General features: G+C 50.7%; 10 protein-coding genes. 3 read left to right on the plus strand and 7 right to left on the minus strand.

Features of this window, described 5'->3' with window-relative positions; translation table 11 throughout:
- The first annotated feature begins 17 nt into the window (after positions 1–17).
- Together BFC17_RS16705 and BFC17_RS16710 are read left to right on the plus strand one after the other, a co-directional pair.
- On the plus strand, positions 18–2,678 hold the full coding sequence (locus BFC17_RS16705) for a penicillin-binding protein 1A (protein WP_070177618.1): 2,661 nt from the start codon (positions 18–20) through the stop codon (positions 2,676–2,678).
- A gap of 40 nt (positions 2,679–2,718) precedes the next feature.
- The gene (locus BFC17_RS16710) at positions 2,719–4,410 is read left to right on the plus strand and encodes an NAD-dependent malic enzyme (RefSeq protein WP_070177619.1); all 1,692 of its coding nucleotides are present in this window, start codon (positions 2,719–2,721) and stop codon (positions 4,408–4,410) included.
- A gap of 310 nt (positions 4,411–4,720) precedes the next feature.
- Here BFC17_RS16710 and BFC17_RS16715 read toward each other — a convergent pair whose 3' ends face one another.
- The 7 genes from BFC17_RS16715 to argC all read right to left on the minus strand — a co-directional run bounded on the left by BFC17_RS16715 (position 4,721) and on the right by argC (position 12,350).
- Positions 4,721–5,581 (minus strand): alpha/beta hydrolase family protein, encoded by an 861-nt coding sequence (locus tag BFC17_RS16715; RefSeq protein ID WP_070177620.1) that lies wholly within the window; start codon positions 5,579–5,581, stop codon positions 4,721–4,723.
- 125 nt (positions 5,582–5,706) lie between these two features.
- Positions 5,707–7,020: an amino-acid N-acetyltransferase gene (gene argA / locus BFC17_RS16720; RefSeq protein WP_070177621.1), complete on the minus strand. Its 1,314-nt coding sequence runs from the start codon at positions 7,018–7,020 to the stop codon at positions 5,707–5,709.
- Positions 7,021–7,026: 6 nt separating this feature from the next.
- Positions 7,027–8,409, minus strand: a complete 1,383-nt coding sequence (argH, locus tag BFC17_RS16725; protein ID WP_070177622.1) for an argininosuccinate lyase — start codon at positions 8,407–8,409, stop codon at positions 7,027–7,029.
- A gap of 2 nt (positions 8,410–8,411) precedes the next feature.
- Positions 8,412–9,620 carry an argininosuccinate synthase gene (locus BFC17_RS16730; protein WP_070177623.1) on the minus strand — a complete coding sequence of 403 codons (1,209 nt, stop codon included), beginning with the start codon at positions 9,618–9,620 and terminating at the stop codon, positions 8,412–8,414.
- 13 nt (positions 9,621–9,633) lie between these two features.
- Positions 9,634–10,545: an ornithine carbamoyltransferase gene (locus BFC17_RS16735; protein WP_070177624.1), complete on the minus strand. Its 912-nt coding sequence runs from the start codon at positions 10,543–10,545 to the stop codon at positions 9,634–9,636.
- A gap of 1 nt (position 10,546) precedes the next feature.
- Positions 10,547–11,338 carry an acetylglutamate kinase gene (argB, locus tag BFC17_RS16740; RefSeq protein ID WP_070177625.1) on the minus strand — a complete coding sequence of 264 codons (792 nt, stop codon included), beginning with the start codon at positions 11,336–11,338 and terminating at the stop codon, positions 10,547–10,549.
- Complete coding sequence (gene argC, locus BFC17_RS16745) at positions 11,331–12,350, minus strand: N-acetyl-gamma-glutamyl-phosphate reductase (protein WP_070177626.1); 1,020 nt, start codon at positions 12,348–12,350, stop codon at positions 11,331–11,333. Before argC ends, argB begins: the two co-directional genes overlap by 8 nt.
- Before the next feature lie 485 nt (positions 12,351–12,835).
- On the opposite strand from argC, the gene BFC17_RS16750 reads away from it, so the two are divergent.
- On the plus strand, positions 12,836–13,252 hold the full coding sequence (locus tag BFC17_RS16750; RefSeq protein ID WP_070177627.1) for a methylglyoxal synthase: 417 nt from the start codon (positions 12,836–12,838) through the stop codon (positions 13,250–13,252).
- Positions 13,253–13,287 lie beyond the last annotated feature (35 nt).

Below are 13,287 nucleotides of genomic sequence, written 5' to 3' on the forward strand. Positions count from 1 at the left end.
CCCTGTTTATTCTTATTGTGAAGTACATTAAAACCTTCTTATTAATCGGATTTATCGGTGCTGTGCTCGGTGGTATTGCGCTTACCGGTATATATTTTTATATCAAGCCGGATCTTCCCAGTGTCGCCATCCTCAAGGATGTGCGCTTGCAGACCCCTATGCGTATTTATACGCATGATGGCAAACTCATTTCTCAGTACGGCGTTAAGCGCCGTATACCGGTTACCCTGCAAGGGACACCTGAGATGCTGCAAAAGGCGATTCTGGCTACCGAAGATAATCGCTTTTACGACCACTTTGGTATTGATCCTATCGGCATTACCCGCGCTTTCATTAACTTAGTCATCACCGGTGAGAAAAGTCAGGGCGCCAGTACGCTCACCCAGCAGTTAGCCCGGGGGTTCTTTTTAACCCGCGAAAAAACCTTTATCCGCAAAATTAAAGAAGTCTTTATTGCTTTTCACATGGAAGCGGAGCTGTCCAAAGACGAAATTTTTGAGCTGTACCTGAATAAAGTAGAGCTGGGCCATCGCTCTTTTGGATTTGGTGCGGCGGCTCAGGTTTATTACGGCAAAAAGCTGGATGAACTCACGCTGGCGCAAATTGCTACCCTCGCCGGTTTACCCCAGGCCCCGTCGGTGCTAAATCCTATCAGCCGGCCAGAGCGATCTGTAGAACGTCGCCGTATTGTGTTATTACGCATGCTGGATGAGGGCTACATTACCCGTCAGCAGTTCGACGAGGCGGCCAGTGCTCCGGTTACGGCAGAAAAACACGGTGCCGAAATAGAGCTGGACGCGCCCTACCTTGCCGACATTATCTATAGCGAAATGGTCGAGCTGTACGGTAAAGAAGAAGCCGAAACCGGCGGCTATCAGGTTTATGCCACCGTGTCGTCAGAACTGCAGCAAGCGGCACAGTTTGCGGTAAAGCAAAATCTGCACGATTATGATGAGCGTCATGGTTATCGCGGCGCTGTCGCGAGGTTATGGCCGGCGGACAGCAAAAAATCAGCCGCCGCAGACGCCGACAATAGCCCACAGGAAGAATGTATTCAGCCTGCCATTTACCCGTACTGGCCCTGCACTGTCACCGAAGATCAACTGATAAACAGCCTGGATAACGTCGGGGCTTTTGGTTTTGTCTTTCCGGTAGCGGTGACCAGTGTGGCCGAACAAACCTTTATCACCCGCGACGTAATGGGCATTGAGCGAACCATTGAATGGGAAGGCATGGACTGGGCGCGTCCGTTTTTAAGTGACGCCCGTCAGGGCAAATCACCGGAACAGGCCAGCGATATTGTCGCCCCGGGTGACATTGTGTATATCCGTGAGCAGGAAGGTCAGTGGCGACTGGCGCAGCTACCACAGGTCAGTGGTGCGTTTGTCGCACTGGATCCATACAACGGTGCGGTTCAGGCTATTGTCGGCGGTTATAGTTTTTACCAGAGCCAGTTCAACCGTGCTACCCAGGCTAAGCGTCAGGTTGGCTCGAATATTAAACCCTTTATTTATTCAGCCGCGCTGAATAACGGTTATACCGTTGCCAGTATAATTAACGACGCACCGATCAACGAATGGGATGAAGCCACAGGGGTTGCCTGGCGTCCGCAGAACTCGCCGGCAGAATATGATGGCCCTATTCGGATGCGCGTCGCTTTGGGTAAGTCGAAAAACGTGGTGTCGGTGCGCTTACTGCGTGGGGTCGGGCTGGATAATACTATCGAGCATTTAACCCGCTTTGGTCTGGATAAAGCCGATATTCACCGTGACGAAACCGTTTCTTTAGGTTCAAGCTCTCATGCTCCGCTGGAGATAGTCCGGGGCATGGCAGCTATTGCCAACGGCGGCTTCTTGATCGAGCCTTATTTTATTGACCGGGTGTACAATGAAACCGGGGAAGTGCTGTGGCAACATAACCCGGTAGTCGCCTGTGATGATTGCAGCGCAGAGTCAGACACCACAAATGACGCTGTTATGGATCCTGAGCAGGACATTGAAGCCTTGTTAGCCGCCGAGCTGAATCAGACCCTGCCCGCGCCAGAAAAAACGCAGGAGGTGCTGGCTGCACCACGGGTTATTTCAGCGCCAAACGCCTTTTTAGTGGCTGATATGATGCGAACTGCGGTGCGTGCTAATGGTAGCTGGAATAAGAAAACCTATTGGCAAGGCACTGGCTGGCGAGCCAGAAATATTCTGCAACGCACCGACCTGTCGGGAAAAACCGGTACTACCAACGATTCCCGTGATGCCTGGTTCAGTGGCTTTAGCCGTCACCTGGTCGCGACCACCTGGGTGGGATTTGATGACATGAACCGCCAGCTTGGCCGGGCAGCCTACAACAACCCGCTGGCCAAACGTAATCCGGATCGCTTTGGCTGGATGGGTAATGCTATGGTGGGCACCGAAAGTGGTGCGATGGCAGCACAACCCGCGTGGATTCGTTTTATGCAGGTAGCATTACAGGATGTGCCAGAGGAAGCCATGGCGGTACCAGAAGATATTGTGCGGGTGCGTATTGATCGTACCAGTGGGAAGTTGACCCGGCGCACAGACCATACCACACTATTCGAGTATTTCCTGAGGGGCACTGAGCCGACCGTTTACGTTCTTGATGACGAAATAATGGATCCGGCTGAGCAGGAAGACTCAACACCTGACGTAGAGGAAATCTTCTGACGTCTTCACTCAAAATGAACAATAAAATTGGTTAAAAACAATGTCTAATGACGATCAGCGGTATTTGTATATACCGCACGCCGGCCCGTCGCTGCTGGAAACTCCCTTACTCAACAAGGGCAGTGCATTTACTGCTAAAGAGAGAGCACGCTTTAACCTCACCGGGTTATTGCCACCGCGCTACGAAACTATCGAAGAACAGGTTGAGCGCGCGTATATGCAGTACAGCTCTTTTGACGAGCCGCTGAATAAACACATTTACCTGCGCGCGATCCAGGATACCAACGAAACGCTGTTTTATCGTCTGATCCAGGAGCACATCGAAGAGATGATGCCCATCATCTATACGCCAACGGTAGGTGATGCCTGTGAGCAGTTTTCTGATATTTACCGCAGCTCCCGCGGGTTGTTTATTTCCTGGGAAGAGCGTGACCAGATTGATGACATCGTGCGTAACGCGACCAAACGCAAAGTAAAGGTTATCGTTGTTACCGATGGCGAGCGTATTCTGGGCCTGGGCGATCAGGGTATCGGGGGCATGGGCATACCGATCGGTAAACTGTCACTCTACACCGCTTGTGGCGGCATTTCCCCGGCTTACACGTTGCCGGTTATGCTTGATGTGGGTACCAACAACGAAAAACTGCTTAATGATCCGATGTACATGGGCGCGCGTCATCCGCGCATCGGACAGCAGGAGTATGATGAATTCCTCGATTTATTCATTAAGGCGGTTAATCGCCGCTGGCCTGAAGCACTGGTTCAATTTGAAGACTTTGCCCAGCCTAACGCTATGCCATTACTCAAGCGCTATCGTGACGAGGTGTGTTGTTTTAACGACGATATTCAGGGCACGGCTGCGGTTACACTGGGCACCATTCTGGCGGCATGCCGTATGCGTGATGCGCGCTTATCTGATCTGAACGTTGCTTTTGTTGGTGCCGGTTCGGCGGGATGTGGTATCGCCGAAATGCTGATTCAGCAAATGGTGTATGAGGGTTTAAGTGACGAACAGGCCCGTAAGAAAATCTTTATGGTCGACCGCTATGGCCTGGTTATGGAAGGTCAGGAAGGCCTGCGCGACTTCCAGCAGCGCTTGCAGCATACCCAGGCTGAAGTGGCTGAGTGGTCCTACAGTGGCGAATATCCGGTGCTGCTGGATGTGGTTAACTGTGCTAAACCGGATATTCTGATTGGTGTTTCCGGGCAGCCGGGCCTGTTCACCGAACAGGTGGTCCGAGCCATGAAACAGCACAGTGATAAACCGATTATTTTCCCGCTGAGCAATCCGTCCCGTCAGGTCGAAGCCCGTCCGGAGCAGGTAATTGAATGGACTGACGGCGAAGTGATCATTGCCACTGGCAGCCCGTTTAAGCCAGTTGAATATAACGGTCAGCTGTATCCCGTGGCGCAGTGTAATAACAGCTATATCTTTCCGGGTATCGGCCTTGGCGTAATCGCTGCTAAAGCGCGTTTAATCAGCGATGAAATGCTGATGGCAGCAAGTAATGCGTTAGCCAATGCGTCGCCACTGGCGAATACCGGTGAAGGCGAGTTACTGCCTCCACTACGCAAAATTTCAGCGCTCAGCCGTCAGATAGCCTTTGCTGTGGCTAAAGTCGCGATGCAGCAAGGACTGGCACTGGAGCAAACTGACGACAACCTGCTGGCCAGTATCGAAAAGAACTACTGGCGCGCGGAATACCGCCCCTACAAGCGGGTAAGCATCTAAATTTATTGTCAGTACCGGCTACGCACCCGTGTAGCCGGTAAATTCTGTAGTCGTTTTGCAACATTTACTCACTTCAATTCCCGCTCATCTATCCATAAAAATATATATCTTATTGTTTTATATTATTTTTTTGGTTTTGGCACAGCTCTTGATATAACTCTTATAACAGTGCATTAGCTTCCACTAGGGCGTGTACTGTCATTGCTTTTCAGATGTGTCTCAACGTCGGTAGGGCTACAGACTACCGAAATGTTGTTCCCTTCTTTTGATCCTCAGGGGGCGATGGAATGCCCCCTCTTTTTTAATCTCGCTAAGAGTGTTGTTTAATCCAGGTAACGATTTCTGACCACAGCGGTAAACCCTGTCTGGAAAAATAGCTCATATGACCCAGATGGCGTAAACCATGCTCCTGAGGATGGATAATCTTGTTAGTAACGTTAAGGTTTTTATAAACGCTGAGGATATCGTCCATATTGGCTTGTGGGGAGATTTCATCGTCAGTCGCTCTTATCCATAGCGCAGGCTGAGTGAGCTGGTCGTAATAGTGCTGCTTAATATGTGTGCCGAATTCGGTTTTGGCATAACCCTGTCCATTGCACCAGCGTCGCCACTGAGCGCCGACCCCTTTAGGCAATGGTTCGCCCATGCCCATCCAGTGCGACTGCGTTCGGCCAAACAGCGCGTTGGTGACAGGAATAAACACATTCATGTAAAACCACGCCTGGTATTTATAATTGCCGGTAAAGTTACGCAGGCAACCCGAGGAGCTGCCATAGGTAATTAAAGTGGTTAACTCTGTGGCGTTTGCCATTAAGCCAGCCAGCTGACCACCGGCACTATGGCCAATCAAATGGGTAGGCAAGGCCGGAAATTGCTGCTGTAACCAAGCCAGTGTTGCCGGCATGTCTTTTTGCCCCCAGTCCTGTAACAGTGTTTCCCCCATGATTTTATGGTCTTTAGGGGAGGCGCCAATTCCACGGTTATCAAAGGTCAGCACGGCGATGTTCTGTTCGGCAAGAAACTGTGCAAAACGGGCGTAAAATCCTTGTTTAATCCCGGTTGCAGGGGCGATCATCACGGCCGCAATGGGGGCAACCTTAGAACGATAAAGTAAACCTGATAACTGCACATCATCGGTACAGTTAATGGTGACAGCGTGGGTAGTAAGCATAAATGGCCTTCTGGTCTAACCAGTTAATTTGCCATTATAACGATTTGTTTACATTTGAAAAGTGGCGGTAGGGAATAATCAAACTGTACCAGAATGCATAACCATATCTGGTACAGGCTGATAAATTACTCAATATCCAGCGTGTAAACTTTGGATTTGCGCTGGAAGTTATACAGCTCTTTTTTCTGCGCGGGCAGGGCATCCACAGTAGCCGCTTTAAAGCCCTGATCCAAAAACCAGTGCCCGGTAACAGTGGTGAGCACAAATAATCGTTGGATACCGGCCGCGATCGCGCGCTCGCGTACCTCATCCAGAATACGCTCGCCACGGTTTTTACCACGGTAATCAGGATGAGTGGCCACACAAGCCAGCTCAGCAGAGCCGTCATCCGGATAAAGATACAAAGCGGCGCAGGCGATGATCATGCCGTCACGTTCAATCACGATAAACTGATGAATCTCGTTTTCTAAACGCTCACGAGAACGCTTCACCAGCACACCGCTTTCTTCCAGTGGCTTGATCAGATTAAGAATACCGCCGACATCATCGATAGTGGCTTCACGCAGCTGTTCATAGTGATTTTCCATTACCAGTGAACCGGCGCCGTCGCGGGTGAACAGTTCCTGTAGCAGGGCACCGTCGGTTTCGTAACTTACGCAGTGAGCGCGCGGTATACCGGCGGCGATGCTGGTGGTCAGGGCGCGGATAACCGTATCTTCGGTCATCAGTTCACCGTCCCGGTGTAACTGTTCCAGCACGGTACGCTCAATGGTTCGGATCAGCTTACCGTCTTTACGGAAGATGCCCGAGTAGTTTGAAAACACCACGAGCTTATCGGCTTTTAGTGCAATAGCGGCCTGGGTGGCAACATCTTCGTGCGATAAGTTAAATACCTCTCCGGTAGAGGAGTAGCCCATTGGCGACAGTAGTACTATGGAACCGTCGTTAAGGTGATCGTTAATACCATTGGTATCGATTCGACGGACCTGGCCGGTGTTTTCAAAATCCACACCGTCGAGCACGCCCATCGGTTTGGCAACCACCAGATTGCCGGTACACACACGAATATGTGCGCCGTGCATCGGTGAGTTGGGCAGACCCATGGTCAGTAAGGCTTCGATATGGCAACGCACAGAACCCGCCGCGTCTTTAACACATTCCAGCGTTTCTTTATCGGTAATGCGTACTTCATGACTAAAGCGTGGCTCGGTTTTACGCAGCGCCACACGCTGATCAATTTGTGGCCGTGCACCGTGCACCAGCACTAAGCGCACGCCAAGACTGCTTAGCAGCGCGATGTCCTGAATAATATGCGGAAAATTATCGTCTTCAATGGCCTCACCACCAAACATCAGCACAAAGGTTTTACCCCGGTGTGCATTGATGTAAGGGGCGGAGCTTCTGAATAACCCAATACTTTCGTGATGCGATAGCACCATGGTTTGTTATCCCAGCTTATCCATATTTTCCAGTTCCTGGTACAGTGCCTTGGTTACCGTTTCGGCACTGGTTCCGCCCAGAATATTGCGTTTGTCCACGCCATACTCCAGCTGTAGAACCGGATAAACATCTTCGTCAATATCGCTGCACACGGACTGCAGCTGTTCTAATGATAAGTCTTCGATCGGGGCGTTGTGTTCCAGCGCCAGTAAAACAACCTGACCAGAAATATCATGGGCCGTTCTGAACGGAATGCCTTTACCTACCAGATAATCGGCCAGTTCGGTGGCATTGGAGTAGCCCTGAGCAGCGGCAATACGACAACGTTCTTCGTTGAGTGCCAGGCTATCGAGTACTTCGCAGGCGATGCATAAACAGCAGTGCCACTGGTTAACCGCGTCGAAAGCGCCTTCTTTGTCTTCCTGCATATCTTTGTTATACGCAAGAGGCAGCCCTTTCATGGTCACCAGTAATGCCTGTAAATGACCAAATACACGGCCACATTTACCGCGTAATAATTCAAGCGCATCCGGGTTTTTCTTCTGCGGCATCAGCGACGAACCTGAGGTTACACTGTCGCCCAGTTGCAGGAAGCCCGCTTCGCCTGAGTTGTAAAAAATTAAATCTTCAGCCAGGCGCGACAGGTGCATCATGCTGGTGCTGGCAGTAAATAACAGCTCCAGTACGAAATCACGGTCTGATACGGCATCAAGGCTGTTCAGACACGGGCTGGTAAAGCCAAGTTGCTCAGCAATTTCATGACGGTCAACCGGATAGGTAGTCCCCGCCAGAGCACCAGAGCCCAGCGGACACTGATTCATCCGCGCATGCAGATCGTTAAGGCGGCTTAAGTCGCGCTTAAACATTTCCACGTAGGCTAAGCACCAGTGTGGGAAGCGAATGGGCTGCGCGCGCTGTAAGTGCGTGTAACCCGGGATAATCGCTTGCTGGTGGCGGCTCGCCGTATGTAACAGACTGCGTACCACAGCCGTTACATCGGTTTTTAATGATTCAATGTGGGTACGGCACCACAAACGGAAATCCGTTGCGACCTGGTCGTTACGACTACGGCCGGTGTGCAGCTTACGCCCCACATCGCCGAGTTTGTCGATCAGCGCCGCTTCTACGAAGCTGTGAATGTCTTCTTCGCCGCTGGCGTTAAAGTCGATTTCACCGGCTTCCGCCTGGGCTTTCAATTCGCTGAGCGCAGCTTCTAACTGCTGCTGTTCTTCGCTGGTCAGCACGCCGGCTTTAGCCAGTGCGCGGGACCATACGATTGAGCCTTCCATATCCTGAGCGGCCATAGCCTGGTCAAAGGGTAAAGAATCATTGACCTGGCGGAACATGTTACTGCTGCCGGCAGCGAACCGGCCTCCCCACAATGCCATTATTACTCTCCTTGCTTTTTCAGTGCCGCGATACGGCTTGATAAGCTAAACAGACGGATAAAGCCTTCGGCGTGTTTCTGATCGTAAACATCGTCGGCACCAAAGGTGGCGAAGTCTTCAGAGTACAGGCTGTTTGGCGACTGACGCTGGGTGACGGTCGCCGAGCCTTTGTAGAGCTTAACCACGATTTCACCAGTAACATACTTGGCAAACGAAGCTGCACCGGCAATCAGGGCATCACTCAGCGGGGTGAACCAGCGGCCGTCGTACATAACGTGAGAGAATTCCAGCGCCAGCTGCTCACGATGCTTAAACGAAGCTTTGTCCAGTACCATGGTCTCCAGCGCTTTGTAAGCTTTAAGCAGTACAGTGCCCCCAGGAGTTTCGTAACAACCACGAGACTTCATGCCCACCAGGCGGTTTTCCACGATGTCGATACGACCAACGCCATGGGCCGCAGCCAGCTTGTTCAGTTCAACCAGGCCTTCGTATGGAGACACTTCTTTGCCATTAACGTGGGTCAGAGCACCTTCAAAGAATTTCAGGTTAACGCGTTCTGCCTGATCCGGGGCGTCTTCCGGATCAACGGTCATGGTCCAAACCTGTTTGCTAGGCTCACACCATGGATCTTCCAGCTCGCCGCCTTCGTGGGAGATGTGCCATGCATTGGCATCACGGCTGTAGATCTTGGTCGCAGACGCGGTGGTTTTAATATTACGCTCGGCCAGGTAAGCCAGCAGGTCTTCACGGGAAACCATGTCCCACTCACGCCATGGGGCGATAACCGCCAGATCAGGGGCTAATGCGTTGAAGGCACCTTCAAAGCGCACCTGGTCATTACCTTTACCAGTACAACCGTGGCACAGGGCATCGGCGCCAACTTTACGGGCGATCTCAACCTGCGCTTTAGCAATAACCGGACGTGCCATTGACGTACCTAACAGGTATTCGCCTTCGTAAACTGCACCGGTAGTAATGGTTGGGAATATGTATTCTTTAACGAATTCTTCTTTCAGGTCAACGATGTAGCACTCGCTGGCACCGGTGGCGATGGCTTTTTCTTTTAAGCCTTCCAGCTCTTCATCGCCCTGACCAACATCGGCCGCAAACGCGACAACTTCGCAGTCATAATTTTCTTTTAACCATGGAATGATGGCTGAAGTATCTAAACCGCCTGAATAGGCAAGCACAACTTTATTGATTTTGCGCATAATGGTGTCCTGACTAGGCTCCAAGTAAATGGGTTAAAATAGCGTTTTGGCCGTGCATCCGGTTTTCAGCCTGTTGCATGAGCAGCGATGCATCGCTGTCCATCAGACTGCCGGTGATTTCCAGGTCACGGTGCGCTGGCTGACAATGCAACACATGGGTTGCACCGGTCAGTTCCATTAATGCTTCGTTAACCTGATACGGCATAAATTTATCTTTAATGGCTTCAAGTGGCGTGTCGTCGCCCATTGATAACCAGGTATCGGTGTAAATCACGTTGGCGCCTTTCGCGGCGGCTACGTCATTTGACTCAATGATTTTCACGCCGGTTTTCTCGGCAATGGCTTTGGCCTGGGCAACAATTTCCGGCACTGCTTCGTGGCCTTTCGGCGTTACCACAACCTGATGACAACCCAGCAGGGCGCCAACGATAAGCAGTGAATGGGTAACGTTGTTACCATCACCCACATAAGCCATGGTGAGGCCTTCACAGCTGCCAAATTTTTCGAATAAGGTAAGGTAATCAGCCAGACCCTGACACGGGTGATATTTATCGCACAGCGCGTTAATTACCGGCACCTTGGCTGCTTCGGCGAAGGTTTCCAGCGTGCTGTGTGAAAACACACGCGCCACAATGGCATCGGCCCAACAGGCCAGGTTAGCGGCAACGTCTACCGAGTCTTCACGGCCGGCCAGTTTGTTTGACTGGCTGTCCAGGTAAACCATGTGACCGCCTAAACGGTTGATGCCAATGTCAAAGCTTACGCGCGTACGCAGTGACGGCTTTTCAAATAACGCCACAATAGACTTACCCGCTAATGCTTGTGAGTAAGCCTGTGGGGCTTGTTTAATTTGTACCGCTAAGGACAGTAGCTCCTGCATTTGCTCTGGTGTCCAGTTAGCAAACGTCAATAAATCCTGCTTCATTTTATGCTCCAGATGTCTGGGAGGCCGGAATTACGCGTGTTCCGGTTTGATTATTTAATATTGCTGTCAGCGGCGCCGACCAGTTAGCAATGGTTACCGGCTTAGCCAGTTCTGAGGCTGCCTGCATTGCCGCTGCCACTTTAACTAACATGCCGTCTTTGATCACGCCCTTTGCAACTTCTTCATCAATACGCGACTGGTCGAGTTCTTTTATCAGCTGTTTATCCTGATCCAGAACGCCGTCAACGTTAGACAGCAACAATAAATCACCGCCCATAAGTTCTGCGATGACCGTTGCGGCCTGATCAGCGTTGACGTTAAGTAAACGTCCGTCACTGTTACTGCCTATCGAACTGATTACCGGCAGGAAACTGGCAGAAAGTAACTGATTTAACAAGTCCGCTTTACCAACCGAGGGGACGCCCACCGCGCCGTATTTTTCGTCGAGGACTTTACATTGGGTAATGCCACCGTCCATTAATGACAAACCTACCGGCGTAATGCCCGCACCAATTGCCAGTCCACACAGGCTTTTGTTTGCACTTCCGGCAAGCGCGCCGCATACGTAGGGCATTTGCTCATCGGGTGTGACCCGCAAACCGTCAATTTTAGTGCTGGTTAATTGCATGGCCGCTAACAGCGTTTCTACCAGAGGTCCACCGCCATGAACTAATATTACCGGACGCAGGCTCTGCAGTGCTTTGATCTCACCCAATAACTGGCCCGCAATTTGGGGATTTTCCAGTAATGCGCCACCCACTTTGATCACTACCGGCGTTTTAACCTCAGCCATGAATTAAGCCCTCGGTCGCCGCTAAGCCCAGCGCTAAATTAGCGCATTGCATCGCTTGTGAGGCTGCACCTTTCATTACGTTATCGATGGCACTGGTAATGACCGCGTAACCGGACTGTTCATCGACTTTCCAGTGCAAATCACAATAGGGCGTATGCGCAACGTCATCAATTTTAGGGAAACTTTCGCGCAAACGCACAACAGGCTGCTCACCATACACGTCGCTATACAGTTTATCCAGTGCAGTTTGGCTGGTGCCGCTTTTAAGCTTTACCGTGACGGTAGCAAGAATACCGCGCTTAAAATTACCCAGGTGCGGTGTAAAGATAACCGGTGTACCTAAGTGCGATTCTATTTCTGGTGTATGACGATGGCCCAGCACTCCATAGGCTTGCAGGCTCACTTCGTAAAAGCTGGTGCCCAGGCTGGCTTTGCGACCCGCACCGCTGACGCCAGAAACCGCATTAACAATGGGGCGCACGGACTCGTCCAGCACACCAGCATTAAATAAGGGTTTTAAAGCTAACAGGGAAGCGGTGGGATAACAGCCGGGTACTGCAACGATATCAGCTTGTTTGATGGCTTCACTGTTATATTCAGCCAGGCCATAAACAGCCTGTTCCAGACAAGCTTCAGAGGTGTGCGCAAAGCCATAGTGTTTGGCAAAGACCTCGGTATCTTTTAAGCGGAATGCGCCGGACAGGTCAAATACTTTGGCTTTGCCAGCAGATAATTCAGCCATCCAGTCGTGACTGGCTTCATGGGGGGTAGCCAGAAAAACGGCGTCCATGGCATTAGCCAGTTCAGCCAGGCGATGGGGGGCTAAGGGTTCCAGTACGTGCTGTGTCAGGTGGGCCAGATTACCGTGTAACTGAGCTATGGTTTTACCCGCATCCTGACTGTTTTCTGATACCAGCACGTGTTGCAAGGACATTTGTGGATGTCCGCTGATTAAACTGACTAACTGCGCCCCGGTATAGCCGCTGGCGCCTATCACTGCTACGTTAAACATAATTTGATCGTTTGAATTTGTTTGGTTACAAAATTAAAAAAACACTTTTTACCTTTGTGTTGGTGCTTGTGAGCAGGCCGATAAACCACAAAGGTAAAAAGTGTGCTACAGCAAATGCAATTACTTCTTCGGCGATGATAGTTCCCATCGTCGCAAAAAACACCGCATAGTGTAGCCAGCCAGGGGAGAGCTAAACTGGTTTAAAGCAACCGCCACATGCTGCCGGTTGATTTTTTTATTCATGTCCAAATCCTGTCATTATTTTCCACTAAGCTGTTCTATTTTTCAGGCACGTACAGATAGTGTAATTGTATTGAGCGATAATGATACATCGAAAGAATATTTATGCAATAAATATGTATAAATATTTACGAATTGGCGGTTAATTATGCGTTTTTAATTATTTACAGTGAATGTCTTGCCGCCTGTTCCGGTATTTGCCATAGTGCGGGAAAAATCATAACAACCAATTTACAGGAAATTTTATGACGGCACGCACAGTTGCCCTGGTCGCCCATGATCACAAAAAAGCTGAATTACTGCGGTGGGTTAAGCAGCATCAGGCGATACTTGCGCCTTTTAAACTGGTGGCAACAGGCACCACTGGTAAATTACTCAGCGATGAGACCGGTCTGGAAATTCACCGGTACAAAAGCGGCCCCCTTGGAGGAGACCAGCAAATCGGTGCTTTAATTGCTGAAAATAAACTCGATGCCTTATTTTTCTTTTGGGACCCGTTAAATCCGGCACCTCACGATCCGGATGTAAAAGCCCTGTTGCGACTGTGCTCGGTATGGAATGTGCCGGTTGCCTGTACACCGGCCACTGCGGATCTGGTGGTAACCTCGCCGTTGTTCAACGACCCGTCGCATCATCGTTTTGTGCCTGATTACGGCAAATAATACGTAACCGCCATTTAAAATACCGTAGCCTAATC

It is taken from the genome of Marisediminitalea lipolytica (assembly GCF_001758465.1).
Lineage (GTDB): Bacteria > Pseudomonadota > Gammaproteobacteria > Enterobacterales > Alteromonadaceae > Alteromonas > Alteromonas lipolytica.

Excerpts from the sequence above, each read along its gene's own strand:
- BFC17_RS16710 (WP_070177619.1), top strand. The coding sequence starts at position 2,719 with ATGTCTAATGACGATCAGCGGTATTTGTATATACCGCACGCCGGCCCG.
- BFC17_RS16715 (WP_070177620.1), bottom strand. The coding sequence starts at position 5,581 with ATGCTTACTACCCACGCTGTCACCATTAACTGTACCGATGATGTGCAG.
- argA (WP_070177621.1), bottom strand. The coding sequence starts at position 7,020 with ATGGTGCTATCGCATCACGAAAGTATTGGGTTATTCAGAAGCTCCGCC.
- argH (WP_070177622.1), bottom strand. The coding sequence starts at position 8,409 with ATGGCATTGTGGGGAGGCCGGTTCGCTGCCGGCAGCAGTAACATGTTC.
- BFC17_RS16730 (WP_070177623.1), bottom strand. The coding sequence starts at position 9,620 with ATGCGCAAAATCAATAAAGTTGTGCTTGCCTATTCAGGCGGTTTAGAT.
- BFC17_RS16735 (WP_070177624.1), bottom strand. The coding sequence starts at position 10,545 with ATGAAGCAGGATTTATTGACGTTTGCTAACTGGACACCAGAGCAAATG.
- argB (WP_070177625.1), bottom strand. The coding sequence starts at position 11,338 with ATGGCTGAGGTTAAAACGCCGGTAGTGATCAAAGTGGGTGGCGCATTA.
- argC (WP_070177626.1), bottom strand. The coding sequence starts at position 12,350 with ATGTTTAACGTAGCAGTGATAGGCGCCAGCGGCTATACCGGGGCGCAG.
- BFC17_RS16750 (WP_070177627.1), top strand. The coding sequence starts at position 12,836 with ATGACGGCACGCACAGTTGCCCTGGTCGCCCATGATCACAAAAAAGCT.